Origin of the sequence: Desulfobulbus rhabdoformis (genome assembly GCF_016919065.1) — a bacterium.
Classification (GTDB): domain Bacteria; phylum Desulfobacterota; class Desulfobulbia; order Desulfobulbales; family Desulfobulbaceae; genus Desulfobulbus; species Desulfobulbus rhabdoformis.
In genome coordinates this window covers 76839-94691 of sequence record NZ_JAFFQA010000013.1, presented here as the reverse complement: position 1 = coordinate 94691, position 17853 = coordinate 76839, and the positions used below count along the sequence as shown (strand labels likewise).

15 protein-coding genes are annotated in these 17853 nt (G+C 49.6%); all 15 read right to left on the bottom strand.

All coding sequences use genetic code 11. The features are described from left to right. Window positions 1-12 precede the first annotated feature (12 nt). Window positions 13-2634: an ATP-binding protein gene (locus JWJ90_RS09115; RefSeq protein ID WP_205226908.1), complete on the bottom strand. Its 2622-nt coding sequence runs from the start codon at window positions 2632-2634 to the stop codon at window positions 13-15. Window positions 2635-3285: 651 nt separating this feature from the next. Continuing rightward, a complete protein-coding gene (locus JWJ90_RS09110) occupies window positions 3286-4704 on the bottom strand; it encodes an NADH-quinone oxidoreductase subunit N (protein ID WP_205226907.1) in 1419 nt (472 codons plus the stop codon). A gap of 15 nt (window positions 4705-4719) precedes the next feature. Continuing rightward, window positions 4720-6243, bottom strand: a complete 1524-nt coding sequence (locus tag JWJ90_RS09105; RefSeq protein WP_205226906.1) for a complex I subunit 4 family protein — start codon at window positions 6241-6243, stop codon at window positions 4720-4722. Between the two features lie 12 nt (window positions 6244-6255). Continuing rightward, window positions 6256-8169, bottom strand: a complete 1914-nt coding sequence (gene nuoL, locus JWJ90_RS09100; RefSeq protein WP_205226905.1) for an NADH-quinone oxidoreductase subunit L — start codon at window positions 8167-8169, stop codon at window positions 6256-6258. 4 nt (window positions 8170-8173) lie between these two features. After that, window positions 8174-8470, bottom strand: a complete 297-nt coding sequence (gene nuoK, locus JWJ90_RS09095) for an NADH-quinone oxidoreductase subunit NuoK (RefSeq protein ID WP_205226904.1) — start codon at window positions 8468-8470, stop codon at window positions 8174-8176. Further along, complete coding sequence (locus tag JWJ90_RS09090) at window positions 8467-8958, bottom strand: NADH-quinone oxidoreductase subunit J family protein (RefSeq protein ID WP_205226903.1); 492 nt, start codon at window positions 8956-8958, stop codon at window positions 8467-8469. The genes nuoK and JWJ90_RS09090 overlap by 4 nt, the downstream gene beginning before the upstream one ends. Window positions 8959-8983: 25 nt before the next feature. After that, entirely contained in the window at window positions 8984-9508 is a 525-nt protein-coding gene (locus tag JWJ90_RS09085; protein WP_205226902.1) for a NuoI/complex I 23 kDa subunit family protein, read from the bottom strand. Window positions 9509-9521: 13 nt separating this feature from the next. Next, window positions 9522-10808, bottom strand: a complete 1287-nt coding sequence (locus JWJ90_RS09080; protein WP_205226901.1) for a complex I subunit 1/NuoH family protein — start codon at window positions 10806-10808, stop codon at window positions 9522-9524. Beyond that, window positions 10795-12357: an NADH-quinone oxidoreductase subunit G gene (locus JWJ90_RS09075; RefSeq protein WP_205226900.1), complete on the bottom strand. Its 1563-nt coding sequence runs from the start codon at window positions 12355-12357 to the stop codon at window positions 10795-10797. The genes JWJ90_RS09080 and JWJ90_RS09075 overlap by 14 nt, the downstream gene beginning before the upstream one ends. Window positions 12358-12374: 17 nt before the next feature. Next, on the bottom strand, window positions 12375-13646 hold the full coding sequence (gene nuoF, locus JWJ90_RS09070) for an NADH-quinone oxidoreductase subunit NuoF (RefSeq protein ID WP_205226899.1): 1272 nt from the start codon (window positions 13644-13646) through the stop codon (window positions 12375-12377). 14 nt (window positions 13647-13660) lie between these two features. Then, window positions 13661-14167 (bottom strand): NADH-quinone oxidoreductase subunit NuoE family protein, encoded by a 507-nt coding sequence (locus tag JWJ90_RS09065; RefSeq protein ID WP_205226898.1) that lies wholly within the window; start codon window positions 14165-14167, stop codon window positions 13661-13663. Continuing rightward, entirely contained in the window at window positions 14164-15879 is a 1716-nt protein-coding gene (locus JWJ90_RS09060) for an NADH-quinone oxidoreductase subunit D (protein ID WP_205226897.1), read from the bottom strand. The genes JWJ90_RS09065 and JWJ90_RS09060 overlap by 4 nt, the downstream gene beginning before the upstream one ends. 1 nt (window position 15880) lies before the next feature. Further along, a complete protein-coding gene (locus tag JWJ90_RS09055) occupies window positions 15881-16393 on the bottom strand; it encodes an NADH-quinone oxidoreductase subunit B (protein WP_205226896.1) in 513 nt (170 codons plus the stop codon). Beyond that, window positions 16384-16743, bottom strand: a complete 360-nt coding sequence (locus JWJ90_RS09050; protein ID WP_205226895.1) for an NADH-quinone oxidoreductase subunit A — start codon at window positions 16741-16743, stop codon at window positions 16384-16386. The genes JWJ90_RS09055 and JWJ90_RS09050 overlap by 10 nt, the downstream gene beginning before the upstream one ends. A 383-nt stretch (window positions 16744-17126) precedes the next feature. Further along, window positions 17127-17453 (bottom strand): pyrimidine/purine nucleoside phosphorylase, encoded by a 327-nt coding sequence (ppnP, locus tag JWJ90_RS09045; RefSeq protein WP_205226894.1) that lies wholly within the window; start codon window positions 17451-17453, stop codon window positions 17127-17129. Window positions 17454-17853 lie beyond the last annotated feature (400 nt).

Genomic DNA, 17853 nt, shown 5'->3' with positions numbered 1-17853 from the left:
ATTGAGCATACGCTATGTTTGTGTATTTAAGGAGTCTGAGCTCTTTTCTGTTTTTTGCAGATAATCACGAAGTAAATTGAGGACGGCCTGCCCGTCTATGGGTTTGGATACATATTCATCCATTCCGGCATCAAGACATTTTTTTCGATTACTGCGCAGCGCATGGGCTGTCATGGCAATGATAGGAATATGCTCCCCTGGCGGCTCCGACTGACGGATTCGATCTACCGCCTCGTATCCATCCATTTCAGGCATCTGAATATCCATCAGGATACAATCAAAAATGCCTCCGCGCCAGGCCTCGACAGCTTCTTTTCCATTTGTCACCACCGTAACATGGTATCCTGCTTGTTGAAGCAATGTACGAATAAGGATTTTGTTGATGTACTCGTCCTCGGCCACCAAAATGCGCTGCCCCTCTCCATGGGCAGAGTACTCTAAAGGCCCAGAAAATGACTCAAGAGGCGTAGGTCCATCTGGCACCAGCCGGGTGTCTCTTTGTAAAGGAACGCAAAAGAAAAACCGCGTCCCCTTATTGAGTTGACTTTCAAACCAGATTGTTCCCTCCATGAGTTCAACCAACCCTTTGGTAATCGACAATCCGAGGCCTGTACCGCCAAAATTTCTAGAATGGGAAGTATCGGCTTGGGTAAAAGATTCAAATACCTTCTCCTGATACTCAGGGGCAATCCCCAGTCCGGTATCGGCCACTTCAAAAAGGACCCCCTCCTTTCCCTCTACGCTTACGGTGCAAGTACGGACGTACACACCTACTTTACCGTGTTTGGTGAATTTTAGACTGTTATCAACAAGGTTAGTCAGCACCTGCATCAATTTGGTCTGATCAGCAAATACACTACAAGGAACTTCAGGGGCAATCTGAGACTCCAAGATGATATTTTTGCGGCGAGCCGTAACTTCCAAAGGGCCAAGCACTTCCTGCAAAAGATGTTTAAGCGAGAGCGGTTGCACTTCCAGGTCATAGCGTCCGGCTTCAAGCTTGGAAAAATCAAGAATATCATTAATAATAGTCATCAAACGAAGGGCAGAGCGATTTATCAATGACAGCTGCTCTCGTTGTTGATGGCCCAGGGGTTCGCGGAGCAAAATATTTGAAAGCCCGATAATCCCATTCATGGGCGTTCTGATTTCATGACTCATATTAGCCAAAAATTCCCCCTTGGCAATATTTGCCGCCTCTGCTGCCTCTCTTGCCCGCTTCAGCTCCTGTTCCACAGATTTTCTTCGGGAAATATCCTCAATAACCCAAACAGTCCCATGACTGAGGTCATCGGAATTAATAGCTTTTCCACTTAAAGTGCATGGAATAAGCGATCCATCTTTTTTCCGTAAGGTGTATTCCACCTGTTCGACCGTTCCCTGAGTAAGACGAGGGAGATGCAAGGTGACAAACTGACGAAAAGATCCCCGGCTGGCAAAAAACTGGCGAATATCGTTTTCCAGAATTTCTTTACGACTAAAACCAAATATCTCGGTCATGCGATTATTGACGTTAACAATCCCACCGTCTCGCACCAGAACAATTCCAACAAGGCTGGCGCTGAAAATAGATTCCAACTCAAGCATCGAATTTCGGCGAAGCCTTTCAGCCTGCCAGCTGGCATGTTGACCAGCACGAACCTGATCGGTGAGTTCTTCCTCGTTGTGTGCATGAATCACTAAAAGTCCGCAAAGCACACCTATGGAAAGAGCCGCAGAATTAAACAGCAGGATAACTGCCCAGGGAAAGGGTACGGGCATAAGCGTGGTAATGGTCCATCCATCTGACGTCAGGGGATGGGAGTAGACGCAGTACCGAATATTGTTATAGAATATAAGATTGCTTCGTAAAGATACAGGGAGAGGGTCAAGCGCGTTATCACCAAACTGACGTGAATGAAGTAAAGCCTGGTATTGTTGCTGGTCTATGGGCCAGCTTCGTTTAAAGTTCCACTCATGCAGGGTTGAGGCGAAAATAGCCCCCTCTTGAGAAACCAGCAAGGCTTCTACGCTGTCCTTGGGGCCGGTAAAAAAGGTATCGATAAATTCGCTTCTGGTCTTTACGACGAGGACTCCTATCGGCTGTTCCCGCCCACCACCATATACAGGAGCGCTGAAGTAAAACCCCTTTTTATTGGTTGTCACTCCGACTGCAGGATAAAAACAGGCATCTCCGGCAAGTGCTTGGGTAAAATAGGGACGAAAGCGGTATTGCTCCCCAGTTAAACTACTCCCCCTGGTCCCTGTTGAACACCCGATAACCAGACCGTCAGTGTTCATGATGTAAATATAGGCAACGTCAAGCGCTCCCTGCGCCGTATTGAGTACACGCTGCAGTTGCGAGTTATCAGGCTTGGTAGTGGTCCCACAGGCGTCAATGACCTCGCCATATTCGGTAAGGCTATGGACGGCGTGCTTAAACCGATCAATAATAAAAGTATTCAGCTCATAGGACAGCTTGGTGGAGATGGATTTTTGCTGAACGCGGTTAAAAAAAATATTGAGCTGATCCCCCCCATAGGTGATGGTGAGAACGGCCCCAAAAGTAGCAAGGGCGATAACAACAAGCCTGCGCTGTACAGAACGGGGTTGAAGTGAAGGAGGGGTACCCAAAAATCGCAGTAATGACGTCACCTTCGAAAAGCTGCCAGAAGAGCAATCCGTTGAAAAGGGAGTCGGCTCAGTCAAAAATACCTCGCATGCAAAGGGAGAATGAAGCGACCATCAAATATCAAGTGGAACGTAACCAATCACAGGAGACGTCCCGAAAATATCGACAACCATCACGCCTGTCATCGATTACGGGGTACCGAAGATGCTAGGCATCGACCTGTGCAGCGTACGCCTGTGAGTAAACAGGCCGATAACGCCGCAGATTCGGTACCCCGTGATCGGTTACAGTGGGATTGCTCGGTATACTGACCTTATGAGGACGTCCTGTCAAGCGGTAAGAAAAAACCGCGACAGAACCTGGGGAAAAAGAGAAGAGGAAAAACCTGAATCCGTGACGGCGGATGGCACTGAACAACGTATCCCTTTAAAGGGGCGAAGATTTTTAAACAAATTCATGTATTGTTCAGTTTCACCCGCCGCCTTTTGGGGCATCCATCAGCACGCCACCTTCATTGTTGGTAACAAGCCGATAAAGTGTACTTTAATCGGCATGCCACAAACAACGAAACTGACGCACGGATGAATGCTCACGGATTCAGGGAAAAACAGAAAGGGTCCGGAAAAAAATTTCCGGACCCTTTGTTTACAGCATGCTCTGATTAACTTGCGAGATCAAATGGCCAGCGGATACAGACTGATGGCAAACACACAAAAAGCAAGAGCAAAGGTACAGGCAGAGGCGAGACTTGAGGGAACTGTATCAGCAAACGATTCCTCGGCCTCATAAAAATACATGTTGATGATCAGGCGCAGGTAGTACCACATGGAGATCACACTGGAAATGATACCCAGAACAGCCAGGGTGACCTGACCTGCGTCAATGGCGCTGGTAATAATATAAAACTTACCCATGAAGCCAGCCGTCGGCGGAATACCCGCCATGGACAGCAGAAAGATGCTGATCGCGGCTGCTGAGTAGGGACGAACCTTGGCCAAACCTTTGAAATCATCAAAGGTCACCCGTTTTTCATCTTTACCACTCAAGTAGCTCAGGGCAGAAAAGATGCCCAGTGTACCAGCGGCATAGGCAGCCAGGTAGTAGGCAATAACTGCACCGCTGAAGGCTTCAGTGGAAACTGCGACAAGCGCGATCAACAGGTAACCTGAGTGCACGATACCTGAGGCGGCGAGCATACGTTTGAGAGAATACTGACCAATGGCAATCAGGTTTCCGGCAAACATGGTGAGTACTGAAACATAGAAGAGGAAGGTAATCCAACCTGCATGCAGTTGCGCATCAGCCACCAGGAAGTTTGCGAAAACGGCAAAGATTGCGGTTTTCAGCCCGGTTGCCATGTACCCGGTGATCGGCATGGAAGCACCGTCATAGACATCAATAACCCAGGCATGGAACGGGAAGGCTGCAGCCTTAAAGAGAAAGGCGACCAGAATAAAGAAAGCGCCACCGATGATAGCCGGTGATTGGGTAAAACCGTTGGCCGCAATGTACTGTCCAATCTTAGCGAACTGAGTAGTCCCAGTCTGCCCATAGACAAAGGCTGTTCCCATGGTCAGGAAGGCACCGGCAAAGGCTCCAAGCATGAGATACTTCAACACGGCTTCAGCAGCAACCACATTTTTGCGGTTGTAGCCAACCAGGATATAAATCGCCAAGGACATGATCTCAAGGGCGACAAAGGCAGAGATCAGTTCCTGGGTCATGGTCAGCAGGAGCATACCAGAGGCTGCAAAAACAGTCAGAGAGTAATACTCTGGGCTGCAGAAATCATTTTGTTTAAAATAGGTCTGAGAACTCAAAGAGGTAAAGAGTCCGCAGGCCAGAATGACGAGCCCTGCGCCTTTGGAAAAGGTATTGGCGACCAGAATGCCGTTAAAGGTATCGGAAAAGAGAACAGCATTACCTTTAAGGCAAAATGACAGCTGAACCAGAAAGGCGACCGCGAAGACCAGCGCGCTCCCAAGAGCGGCGCTGGTATTGTTTATGATTTTATAGGCGGAGGCAAGCATCAACGCTATTGCCCCCACGCCCACTATAATCAATGGTAAGAGTAACATTAAATCGTTTGTCATGATGGTCATCCGGCCTTAGTTCTTTTCTAGGTTAAGCCCAGGAACCTGGACAGGTGTTACTGCGGCTGTGTGCACAGCTGCAGGTTCACTCTGTGAAAATACCAACTCCGTAGACGGGGTGATCTTTTTCAAGAAAGTATTGGGAAAGATACCCATGGCAATAATCAAGACTATAACCGGGAGGAAGGTCAAGCCTTCAACCAGGCTCAGATCTTTGAAGCCTTCAGACTGAGGAGTGGGATTTTCGTAAAATACACGCTGGAACATCCACAGCATGTAGCAGACACCAACAATAAGGGTGGTTCCTGCCAGCACACCAACCATGGTGTTGAACTTGATCGCTCCAAGGATGATCATGAACTCACCGATAAAGCCACTGGTTCCAGGCAGACCAACGGAAGCCAGCATGGCGATAGCAAAGTACAGAGCAAAAACCGGGGCTTTGGCAGCAATGCCACCAAGATCCGCAATAGAGCGAGTCTGGGTCCGTTGCTCAAGCACACCGGCAAAGAGGAAAAGCACACCGGTGGAGGTTGCATGGGCAACAATCTGGTAGATGGAGCCGGTCAGCGCCTGAACGTTCATACAGAACACACCCAAGGCGATAATGCCCATATGGGAGGCAGAGGAGAAGGCCAGCATCCGTTTGAAGTCTTTTTGAGCAATAGCGGCAATACCGCAGTACATCATGCCAATCACTCCCAGGTAGGCGAGCAGGATGGCGTAGCGGGCAAATTCCATGTCAAAGACAGGAAGGACAAAACGAACAACACCGTAGACACCAATCTTGGCCATAACAGCCGAAAGCACAAAGGTGGTTGCAGTCGGTGCCTCGGTATAAGCATCGGGCAACCAGGTGTGAAACGGGAACAGCGGAATTTTGATTGCAAAGGCAATCATGAAACCGAAGAAGGCCAATGCGGCAACGCGACCTTCGAGATTGAGGTTTGCCATCTTATCCATGGCAAAGGACCACTCACCAAACTGTGCGTGATAGCTAACGCCCAAGTAAATAATGGCAGCCAGCATCAACAGCGAACCGGCGATGGTGTACAGGGTAATTTTAAGGGTGGCAGGCAGTCTTTTCTCGCCGCCATAGAGGCCGAGCATGAAGAAGACAGGCAGCAGCATGACCTCCCAGAAAATGTAGAACAGAACCATATCGGTGGCACAGATGGCACCGGTCATGGCTCCCTGCACCAGCAGCAGGTTGGCGTAGTACCCCTTCTCCTTGGTGGAGAAGATGAAGTACACCATCGGCAGCAGGACCGAGGTAGCCATGAGTATGAACAGGCTGATGCCGTCCACACCCAAGGAGTAGTTGATGCCCAGGGACTCTACCCAGGGAATGTTTTCAATGAATTCAAGATGCCCGGTGGCCTGAAATTTTGTGTACAAATCCAGACTGAGAACGAGAGCGGCCAGGGAAATAGCCGTCCCCGTGAACCGTGCAACCGTCCTGTTTGCCGGGGTTGCCAGAAGCAGCAACCCGGCCACGATGGGCAAGAAGATTATAAAAGAAAGGACATGTTCAAACATTTGTTCACCTTATCAGTTCAGCGTTTGAGAGAGGAACAAACTCATGACACTCAGGCCGATGATCATATAGATTGCGTAGACCCGAACATAACCGACCTGTAAGATCTTGAATGCGGAACCAAGCAACATATACAGCGTACTTACGCTCTTCACCGGAGCATCAGTGACGTTGGGTTCAATGGTTTTCCAGATTGCAGCACCAACACGTTTGTAGGGCTGAACAATGACAGCGTCATACAACTCATCAACGTAGAACTTGTGATAAGCGAAATCGGCGAAGCCAGAGAAATTCGGCTCCTCGGCACCTTTGCCAAAACGGGAGTAGGCAGCCTTGATACCGATAAGAAAAGCAACCACACTGGCGCCGATGGCGATGATCTCAACAAAGAGACCGGTGTGGGGATGATGTTCAGTCACGCTGGGAGCGAGCCAGTGAGAAACCATCTGGTCGCCACCAAAGATGGCCGGCAGGTTCAGAAAACCAGCAAAGAGCGCGCCGACAGCCAGGATGATCAGCGGAACCGTCATGACAGCAGGTGATTCCTGGGCATGGTCATAGGCATGCTGGTCACGGGGCTCGCCGTGGAAAACAACAAACATCATACGGAAGGTGTAGTACGCGGTCATACCGGCTACCAGTACACCAACCGCCCAGATTCCAAAGTGACCGCTTGCAAGGGCACTGTAGAGGATCTCGTCTTTGGAAAAGAAACCACTGAAAGGCGGACAACCGGAAAGGGCCAGGGCACCGATCAGCATGGTGATATAGGTTTTGGGCATTTTCTTTTTCAGACCGCCCATTTTCCAGATGTTCTGCTCATGATGCAGAGCGCAGATAACAGAACCCGCCCCAAGGAAGAGCAGTGCTTTAAAGAAAGCGTGGGTGAATACGTGGAAGATACCAGCGGAGTAGGCTGCAACACCTACACCGGCGAACATGTAGCCAAGCTGGGATACAGTTGAGTAGGCCAGCACTTTTTTGATGTCCTCCTGGAACATACCAAAAATGGCAGCCAGAAGAGCGGTGAGAATACCAACCCAGGCAACGATGGTGCCTGCGAGTTCTACGTGTGCGTAGAGAAAGCTGAAGCGGGCAACCATGTAGACGCCGGCGGTGACCATGGTTGCGGCATGGATGAGCGCGGAAACCGGAGTAGGACCGGCCATCGCATCAGGCAACCACACATACAGCGGAATCTGTGCGGATTTACCGGTTGCACCAACAAAGAGCAGCAGACAAGTAGCTAAGGCTACCCCAGGTGCCAGGTGATGAACGTTTGCTTTCAGAGACATGTAGTCAAAACCGTGGGAGCCAATTCCCCAGAAGAGAAAGGACATACCCAGAACAAAACCAAGGTCACCCACACGGTTGACGATGAAGGCCTTGTTACCAGCCAAGACGTTATCGGTTCCATCAGAGTAGAAGCTGATCAGCAGGTAGGAGCAGAGGCCCACGCCTTCCCAGCCAACAAACATGACCACAGGGCTGTCACCCAGAACCAGGATCAGCATAGAGCCGAGGAAGAGGTTCAGGTAAGAGAAGAACTTACCGAAGTTCTTATCCCCTTTCATGTAGCCGATGGAATAAATATGAATCAACGAGCCAATCAGGGTTACAAACAGCAGCATGAGACTGCTTAAGGGATCGGCCAGAAAACCCATGTTAATATGCAGATCGCCCACAGAGAACCAGGTAAAGGCAACCTGGCTCAAAAAACGCTCATCTGCAGGCATCCCCTTGAGTGCAAAGAAGATCTTCAGGGCCATGATAAAAGAGAGCACCGGCCCCACACAGGCCAAAAGGCCATAGAGCATCTCCGGTAACTTTCTTCTGTTACAGGTAAAAACATGCAGTAGTCCGATGAGTACCGCGCCCATCAACGGAAAGAGCGGTATCAGACCAAGGTAGGTTACACTATGTTCCATGGTATCACCCTTTCAGCAGGCTAAACACGTTGGTGTCGAGCTTGCTTTTGTGTTTATGCAGTAAGATAACCACAGCAAGAGCCAGGGCGGCTTCAGCAGCAGCTACGGCCATAACCATCATCGCAAGTACATGCCCGTCCATGCTCTCGTGAACCCGTGAAAAGGCAATGAAAGCGAGGTTTGCGGAGTTGAGCATCAACTCGATGGACATGAAGACGGTGAAGACATTGCGACGTGAAATGACGCCGACTACACCTAAACAGAAAAGAATGATACTTAAATACAAATAACTGTGTATCATTTGCTGACCTCCTTCTTCTTCCCTGCAAGTAAGAGTGCACCCATCAGGGAGACCAGAAGCAGGATGGAGACAATCTCAAACGGTACCAACCAGTCCTTAAACAGCAGCAGACCTACTGGTTTTACGCCGCCAAAGTTATTCCCGAGCAGCTCGGTTGTGGCATTGGGCAGGCGGTTGACGATTTTTACAAGAAAATATCCAATGGGGGCAACGATGATCAGCGCTCCCAAAATATTGAGAAGTTTACCCTCTTCTTTGGGCAGATCCTCGGGTTGGATATTCAAGAACATGATGATGAAGACAATGAGCGACATAATCGCACCGGCATAGACAATCAGCTGCAGGGCGAAGATGAGCTTAGCTGAAAGCAGGGCGTAGAGACCGGCCAAAGAAATCAGCGTGATGACAAAACTCATAGCTCCGTTCATCGGGTGACGAAACAGCACCAATCCAGCCGCACCTAGCACAGCTAGAACGGCAAATAACATAAATAGCCCGTCGGCAAACATGATATCAAGCGCCCCCTTTCTTATACTCTTCTTCGGAGAATGCACCTGGTGTAGCGAGCAGGTCCTCCAGTTTCATGACAAAGGATTCCCGCTCATTCCCGGTAACTGAGAATATGCCTGTATCCATACGGATGGCATCCATGGGGCATGCTTCAACACAGTAACCGCAGTAGATGCACTCAAGCAGATCAATATCAAAGCGAACAGGCATCTTTTCGGTACGACCATCGGTACGCTCGCCAGCTTCAATCATGATACATTTCGCAGGACAGTTCGTCTGACACATGAAACAGGCAACGCACTTCATGCTGCCATCTTCATGTTTGGTCAGACGGTGGCGTCCTCTCCATCGGGCGGTTATCTCAGGTTTCTGCTCCGGATAGTGCCTGACCAAAAGCTTCGAGTTATCCAGGAAGTTTCTTAAGAAGTGACCAAAGGTGGTGGCCATCCCTTTAAAAACCTCGATGAGATAAACTCGTTCGTAGAGGTCTTTGCCTCTACGCTCCATTATTTTAACTTTTCCACTCATGCCAGATCCTCTCTTAACTCAATGCAACGACTACTGCACTTGTGATGAAAATATTCAGCAACGAAAGCGGCAGGAGTGTTTGCCAGCCTAACCTCTGCAGCTGATCATAGCGGAAACGAGGTAATGTCCAACGAACCCAGACATAGACAAAACACATCATCGTAGTTTTGATCAGGAAGGTGAAGACCTGGAGGAACATAACCAGCACGCGGTCTGCGTCTCCACCGGAAGCGGCGATCAGATACACAAAGAGCATGATATCGATCGCTGCAACGATACCCCAAACAATTTTCGTATAGACGGCGACCTCGCGATCACGATAATCACTCTCGTGCGCATAATGGCTGCGGTTGTTTTTGCTCATCCAGAGACAAAAGATCCAACCACAAGCCGGAACAGCGAGCATCATCAGCACAGTCAGCGGACGAGCGTAGGCAACGAGCGTTTCCGTAGCAAGCCAGGGAATCTGGAACCCACCGAAGTAGAGGGTGACGATGATAGCGGCGTTGGTGAACATGGCCACATACTCACCCATGAAGAACATACCGAATTTCATTGAGGAGTACTCAACATGGAAACCGGCAACCAGCTCACTCTCACCCTCGGCCAGGTCAAAAGGTGTACGATTGGCCTCGGCAAAGGCGGCGACGATAAAGATGATGGCGCCAAGTGGCTGCAGGACCACGCCCCACATGGGGATGAAGCCAAAAAGCAGCTGCCCCTGGAACTGAGCAATACCGGTTAAGTTGACGGTGCCGTAGACGATCAGAGCGCTGACAATTGCCAGTCCCATGGGGATTTCGTAGCTGATAACCTGTGCCGCAGCACGAAGCCCACCCAGTACACCGTATTTGTTATGAGAAGACCAACCAGCCAGGATGATGCCGTAGACACCAAAACCGGCTAGCGCCAGGAACCAGAGGATTCCCAGATCGGTTGGAATGGTTTGCATGATATATTCCTTGCCACCGATCTTCATAACATCGGCAAAAGGAATCGCTGCAAAAGAAGCGATAGCAATACAGAAAACGATACAGGGAGCTAAAACAAAGTAGAACTTATGTTTCAGATGTCCTGGAATGATGTCTTCCTTGGTAATGAGTTTGACTGCGTCAGCCAGGTTCTGGACCAGACCACCAGCGCGAAAACCACAGATGTTAGCGCGGTTGGGACCCGAACGATCCTGAAAAAACGCAGCCCCTCTACGTTCCATCCACACACAGACTGCGATGAAACAGAGAGGTACGAAGGCCCCGAAACAGACCCTAGAGACTATGAGTAAGATATCAAGCTGCGACATTTGAGACCTCGTTATCGGTTAATGCAATTCCCTCTTCAGGAACCTCTTCCAGATTAACGTCTTTCAGAGCGGCAACAGATTCCATCAGACCAGCGCGTGCCTCTTTCACACCAGCAACCGAGCCACCAAGTTGTTGAACAACCTCAATGAGATTAGCTGCAGGTTCGTTTTTAACAACAGCAACAGCAAACTGCTGCAGAACCTGGTCGATGTTAATCAAGCTTCCGCAGTCTTCGCTGTAGGAAGCAATAGGCAGAGCCACAGCAGCCTTGGAGGCGCAGGTTCCCAGTGAAGTACCAATATAAACCAGCTGCGCTTTCTCAAGCAGAGCGTTCAAATCTGCCTCGGCAAGCGATTTGCTCAGGTCATTATTGAAGCTGATAACCAGATCCGCATCGGCTACCGCTTTATCAAAGCCGTCTTTGGAGCCCTCAATGCCAAGCAGTTCAAAGGAGGCGCGGTTTGCTGATTTGTCATCCTGAATCAGGTAGCCATCAGCATCACCTTCTTGAATGTAGCCATCGGAAAATCCCGAAAGTGCTGCACCAGCCTCTGCGGCAAAGGCCTTGATAGCATACATCTGCTCAAGCGTATTATTAGGAGAGACCAGGAAGACCGTCTTTTTGGCCTCAGAAATCAGGCGACGGGTTGCCTCAACAGCCTCGCTCAAACCGGTTTCCTTGCCGCTTACAATGCCGGTGGTCAACCGATTGTCATTTTCTGCCTTATAGGTCATGCGGCCTTCATCACAGATGAAGTAGCCGTTGACCTTTTCATTGAGCCGTGGACGATAGCGATAAATCACATCGTCTTTATATTTTTCACGGTTGTGATCGATAAAGATGTTACAGCCCTTGCTACAGCCCTGACAGATGCTTGGGCTCTTGGTCAAGAACCATGCTCTCTGTTTAAAGCGGAAATCACTGGAGGTCATGGCACCGACCGGGCAGAGATCAACCACATTGAGCGCGTAGCGGTTAGCCAGTGGACGCCCGGGGAAGATATTAACCCGAGCATAATCCGTGCGGTTAACAATACCGAGCTCGCCAGTTTTGGTAATCTGACGGGTGAAACGAACACAACGTGCACAGAGGATGCAGCGCTCCTGATCGTGCACAACACCGGCGCCAAAATCCAATTTCTTGGCTTTCATCACCGGTTTAACGGTCATACGACTCTTTTGACCGTCATACTTCATGTAGTAATCTTGCAGTTTACATTCACCTGCCTGGTCACAAATGGGGCAGTCGATGGGATGGTTGATCAATTCCAGCTCCATAACATCGTGCTGGATTTTTTTGATATGATCCGCATCGAGCAGCACCTTCATGCCCTCGGCAGCTTTTGTTTTACATGCCGGAACAATGGGTGGACGCCCATCCTCAATACCAACAAGACACATACGGCAGTTACCATCTGCCCCAAGCGCCGGATGATAGCAAAGATGAGGAATCTCAATGCCGACAGCACCTATAGCGTCGATCAGATTTTTGCCTGATTCAACTTCTACTTCCTGTCCGTTAACAAACAGTTTTACCTTATCAGCCATGGTAACCCTTATCCTCGTTACATCGCGGTCTGAGTGGAGGCTCCACCGTTGACGTAGGCCTCGAATTCATGCCGGAATTTATTCAAGTAACTGCGTGTCGACATGGTACATGCCGCTGAAAGTACGCACACTGTCTTCATTTCAATGTTGTCGCACAACTCAAGCAACAGGTCGATGTCGGCAACCTCTCCCTCACCGCGAATTATCTTTTTGACGATCTTGAGCATCCAGCCCAGACCCTCACGGCAAGGAGTACACTGCCCGCAGGACTCATGGTGATAGAAGTAGATAAGGTTCTCCACCAGTTTGACCATATCGACGGTGTCATCTAAAACAACAATACCACCGGATCCGAACATGGTTTTGTGGGCCGCCATGGACTCATAATCAAGCGTCAGATCCTCGGCCTCATCAGGAAGGATAACCGGAGTAGAACTCCCACCGGGAATAATCCCTTTGAGTTTATGCCCGTCACGAACGCCTCCGGCTACCTTCTCGATGACTTCAAGAATCGGCAGACCAAGGGGCAGCTCATACATGCCCGGTTTATTCACCAGACCGGAGATACCAAAGAGATGGGTACCCGGGCTCTTCTCGGTGCCATAGGCCTTATAGGCATCGGCACCGTTGGTGAGAATAAAAGGCAGAGAGGCGATACTCTGAACGTTGTTGATAATGGTGGGGCAGCCGTACAAACCTTCAACGGCAGGAAACGGTGGTTTCGAACGTGGTTGACCTTTCTTGCCCTCGATAGACTCGAGCAAGGCGGTCTCCTCACCACAGACATAGGCTCCGGCTCCACGATGAACAGTGATGTCCAGCTTGTAGTCGCGGCCATTTATGGTATCCCCCAGATAGCCGGCTTCGTAGGCTTCATCGATTGCAGCCTGCAGTGCTTTGACCTGGGTGGTGTACTCACCACGGATATATATGTACGCAGCATTACTTTTGATGGCATAACAACAGATGATGATGCCTTCGATCAGCATGTGCGGATCTTTAACGAGGATATAACGATCTTTAAAGGTTGCCGGCTCCGACTCATCGGAGTTGACCGCCAGGTAGACCGGTTTATCGATATCTTTAGGAAGAAAGCTCCACTTCAAACCTGTGGGGAAGCCCGCACCACCACGGCCACGAAGTCCACTGGATTTGACCAGTTCGATGACCTCTTCAGGCTGCATGGAGAAGACCTTCTCCAAAGTCGAGTAAGCGCCGTTTTCCTTGGCCACCTCGATCTTGTGGGCGTCCGGTATATCAAATCTGGCACTCAGTACTTGTACTTGCATATCGTTCGCTCTCCTTAATTCATCGTGGCCAAGAGTTCTTTGAGTTTGTCCACATTCATGTACTCATAGAACTCTCCATTAATCTGCACCACGGGAGCGGAACCACAGTGCCCAAGACACTCAACCTCTTCCAGGCTATACTTGCCGTCGGTGCTGACCTCGCCAGGTTTAATCCCTAACTCGCTCTGCAGGTAATCGACGATTTCCTGTTTGCCCAACAAGTAACAGGAGAGAGTACGGCAAACACAGATGTGATACTCACCCTTGGGCTGCAGGTTGTACATGGTATAGAAGGTGGCAGCCTCGTAGACCTGGGTGGCAAAACAGCCGATACGATCGGCGATATATGCCATGGCCTCAGCACTGATCCATCCTTCCTGCTCCTGTACCAACCACAGCGAGGGCAGAATCAAGGAATCCCGTGTGGGATACCGTGTTGCCAGACGCTCAAACTCTGCATCTCGTTGTTCATCAAAAGCGAACGGTTTTCCCGTTTCTATCAGTTGTGATCGATCGCTCATCTGTCCAACTCTCCGCCGATAATGTTGATGCTACCGAGATTGATGACCGCATCGGCAATCATCTCTCCTTCAACCATTTCATGGAAACCACCCATCATGTAGAAGCACGGTGGACGCACCTTACACTTATAGGGTTGGCCGGAGCCGTCGGAAACAAAGTAAAAGCCAAGCTCGCCATTGGCAGCCTCATAAGAGTCATACCACTCGCCCTTGGGAACCTGAACGCCTTCAAAGACCAGCTTGAAGTGATTTGCCAGACCTTCGATCTTCGAGTAGACCTGATCTTTGGCCGGCAGGGCAACCTGCCCATCATCAACGGTAACAGGTCCTTTGGGGATCTGTTTCATGGCCTGGCGAATGATGGAGATGGATTGGAACATCTCCTCATAGCGGATCATCATGCGATCATAGATGTCGCCTTTAGATCCCACAGGAATAGTGAAGTCAAAAGTCTCGTAGTAGTAATACGGGTTATCTTTGCGCAGATCAAAAGGAACGCCGGAAGCGCGCAGACAGGGGCCGGTGTAGCCATACGACAGGGCCTTGTCAGCAGGCATCACACAAACGCCCTGGGTACGGTCATGGACAATGCGGTTCTTGAGAACAAGAGCCAGCGAGTCATTCACACCCTGCTCGATGTCTTTGAGTTGGGCTTCCATCTCTGCTTCCCAACCCTCGTAGAAATCGCGGTACATACCGCCGATACGGGTAAAGGAACTGGTCAGACGGGCACCGCAGAGGCGTGAAATGAAATCGTAGGATGCCTCTTTCTGGTTGTAGAGATACCAGTAGTTGGTCAAACCGCCCATATCAACCAAGTTGGCTGCGAGACAGACCAGATGATCCAGGATCCGGTAGAATTCACCGAGAATCACGCGCATGAACTTGGCGCGCTCGGTGATCTCAACCCCAAGAAAGGACTCAACCGCCTTGGCATAGGCAATGTTGTTCATCAGCGATGAACAATAGTTAAGGCGATCGGTTAAAGGAATAACCTGGTTGTAGGTCCGATTCTCTGCGGTTTTCTCAAAGCCGCGATGGAGGTAGCCGATCTCGTTGACATTGGCGAGGATAGTCTCACCGTCAAGAGCGGTCAGGATACGGATAGCACCATGGGTGGCGGGATGGGAAGGCCCAAGGTTGAGATACATGATCTCGGTGTTGATGTCTTCCATGACAGTCTCATCGACCTTGTTCACTGCCAGCCGTGCCTTGATCTCTTTTTCAAGAGAATCGGTCTCGTAGCAGATCTGCCCCTTCTCAATGGGATAGTCCTTGCGAAGCGGATGCCCCTCAAACTGCCAATGATTCAGGATGCGACGAAGATCAGGATGGCCGTTAAACTGAATACCGTACTGATCATAGGCTTCGCGCTCACCCCAGATGGCAGAGCCCCAGAATTTGCTTGCGCTGGGCACACCGGCTTCCGGATCAGCAACAGGTATGCGAACGTGAAGGAGAAGGTTGCTTTCCCAGTTGCGAAGAACATAGACAACAGCAAAACGTGCCTCTTGTTTATCCGGATATTCCAGATAATCAACAACAGTCACGTCCAACAACAGCCCGTAATTCAAGGCCGGATCGTTTTTCAGCTTGGAAAGTGTTTGTTCAAGTTGGTCAGGCTGTACCGTGAGCACCACCGATTCAACCGTCGAATCGCATGGTACGCCAGGGAACGCCGCCTGAATTGTTTCTAGCGCCGTCGTATTCATATCAATCAAGAATCCCTTTAAAATCTTTGTGGCGATCGTTGATCACACTTTCACCCTTGATTTTGTCCTGAATATCCATCAATGCATCCAGAACTGCTTCAGGCCGAGGAGGACATCCTGAGATATACACGTCCACCGGAATAATGGTATCGATCCCCTGTACAGTACAGTAATTATCGTACACACCACCGGAGCTGGCGCATGCGCCCATTGCTACAACCCATTTGGGTTCGGGCATCTGTTCATAAATTCGTTTGAGAATTGGCGCCTGCTTGTAACTGATCGTGCCGCAAACAAGTAACAGATCTGCCTGCCGGGGAGAGAAACGAACAACCTCTGCACCCCAACGGGAGATATCAAGTTGACTTGCCGCGGCACTCATGAATTCAATCGCACAGCAGGCTGTACCAAAAACAAACGGCCACAGAGAGTACTGACGTCCCCAGTTTACAACTGCGTCGAGCTTGGTGGTCAGTACCGAATCACCTAGACTTGCTTCTAATCCTAACGCCAATTGAGCACCCCTTTCTTAAGAATATAAAAAAGTCCAGTAAGAAGAAGAACCATGAACACGAACATCTCCGTGAAGCCGAACCAGCCTAACTCACGGACGTTCACGGCCCATGGATACATGAACACCGCCTCTATATCGAATAGGAGAAACAGGATAGCGAGCATGTAGTATTTAACGCTGAATTTCTGCTCCGCTAATCCAATCATGCGCTTCACACCACTCTCGTAGGCTTCGTTTTTCGCAGTGCCTCCGGCACGCGGTCCGAAGACGGTGGTTACCAGCATGAACAATGGGATCACGATAGCAATGCCAAGCAAGGCCATTGCCGAAAGTACCAGTTCTGTTGCCATGGATCAGTCTCTCCTTAAACGTGAAATTACAGATGAAACCTTCTGCGAACAGGAGGTTATTCTACGTATAACGAACCTATAATGAACGGCTATTCATTACCGGTCGAGATATCATCTGTCAAGCAAAATAGTTTCTTGACAAACCCGTGATATTTCTTAAACAATTAAACACTATAAAACCAACATGTTCATGATGTGCAAATTATCTCCCCATTCATCCCCATTTTCTACCTCACTGATTCCAGGCAGAAGATACGGACAAGATTGGTTTGACCAATACCCCAAAGATGTCATCCAGCCGACACAAACCGGCACATCACGACAGTTTTGCACATATCAAATTTGCTGAACGGAACAATCAGCCGAAGCAGACCTGCCCATCTTCACCCTGCTTCCCCTTCAAGGTACGAGCAGCAATAATCAACCACTCCAGCTATCTTGAGATTAAACTCGGAACGCGCTGGCACGTTGAATGTCTGCCCCTTCGAAAAGCTCTGCCACTGTGTCTCCCCCGGGAGCAAAACCATCATTTCCCCCGCAAGAATTTCCATAATCTCAGCCGCACCAGTGGAAAAGGTATATTCCCCAGGCAACATGATTCCCAACGTTTTTTTTGTTCCATCGGCAAAGCGAACCTCTCGACTGGAAACCTTCCCATCAAAGTAGATGTTTGCCTCACGGACCACACTCACTTGTTCAAAAACAGACATAGCCAACACTCCACATAAAGCAATACAACGTAAATATTTGACACTCACAAAAAGCTGCCATCCCAATTACCCATCCAGTACACCACCACCACTTGAATAGCAGGGTCGCGGCATCAGTCCCCCTGCAAGGGCACAAAAAAAGCCTGAAAGAAAAATCTTTCAGGACTGATTATCTTTTGCACATTTTTAGAAATCACTCACTCGCGCAAAAAAAGAACTGCCTACAAACCAGAACCAAGTCGATTCATCCAAGCATATCCAACAGGCTTCCGCCCCCCTATCTACAACATGAGAGAGTTTTGTAAACGCCTAACCTCAAAGTTTACTATTAGAAAGCCCTCAAGCTCGCTTACTTCTGGGTAAGTGGAGATTTAATCGAGCCCCCTAAAAAACGTGGCTA

Bases quoted from the DNA above. Each gene is read 5' to 3' on its own strand.
- nuoF (WP_205226899.1), bottom strand. From the start codon at position 13,646: ATGCAAGTACAAGTACTGAGTGCCAGATTTGATATACCGGACGCCCAC.
- JWJ90_RS09060 (WP_205226897.1), bottom strand. From the start codon at position 15,879: ATGAATACGACGGCGCTAGAAACAATTCAGGCGGCGTTCCCTGGCGTA.
- JWJ90_RS09105 (WP_205226906.1), bottom strand. From the start codon at position 6,243: ATGTTTGAACATGTCCTTTCTTTTATAATCTTCTTGCCCATCGTGGCC.
- nuoL (WP_205226905.1), bottom strand. From the start codon at position 8,169: ATGGAACATAGTGTAACCTACCTTGGTCTGATACCGCTCTTTCCGTTG.
- JWJ90_RS09110 (WP_205226907.1), bottom strand. From the start codon at position 4,704: ATGACAAACGATTTAATGTTACTCTTACCATTGATTATAGTGGGCGTG.
- JWJ90_RS09085 (WP_205226902.1), bottom strand. From the start codon at position 9,508: ATGAGTGGAAAAGTTAAAATAATGGAGCGTAGAGGCAAAGACCTCTAC.
- nuoK (WP_205226904.1), bottom strand. From the start codon at position 8,470: ATGATACACAGTTATTTGTATTTAAGTATCATTCTTTTCTGTTTAGGT.
- JWJ90_RS09075 (WP_205226900.1), bottom strand. From the start codon at position 12,357: ATGGCTGATAAGGTAAAACTGTTTGTTAACGGACAGGAAGTAGAAGTT.
- JWJ90_RS09050 (WP_205226895.1), bottom strand. From the start codon at position 16,743: ATGGCAACAGAACTGGTACTTTCGGCAATGGCCTTGCTTGGCATTGCT.
- JWJ90_RS09080 (WP_205226901.1), bottom strand. From the start codon at position 10,808: ATGTCGCAGCTTGATATCTTACTCATAGTCTCTAGGGTCTGTTTCGGG.
- JWJ90_RS09090 (WP_205226903.1), bottom strand. From the start codon at position 8,958: ATGTTATTTGCCGTTCTAGCTGTGCTAGGTGCGGCTGGATTGGTGCTG.
- JWJ90_RS09065 (WP_205226898.1), bottom strand. From the start codon at position 14,167: ATGAGCGATCGATCACAACTGATAGAAACGGGAAAACCGTTCGCTTTT.
- ppnP (WP_205226894.1), bottom strand. From the start codon at position 17,453: ATGTCTGTTTTTGAACAAGTGAGTGTGGTCCGTGAGGCAAACATCTAC.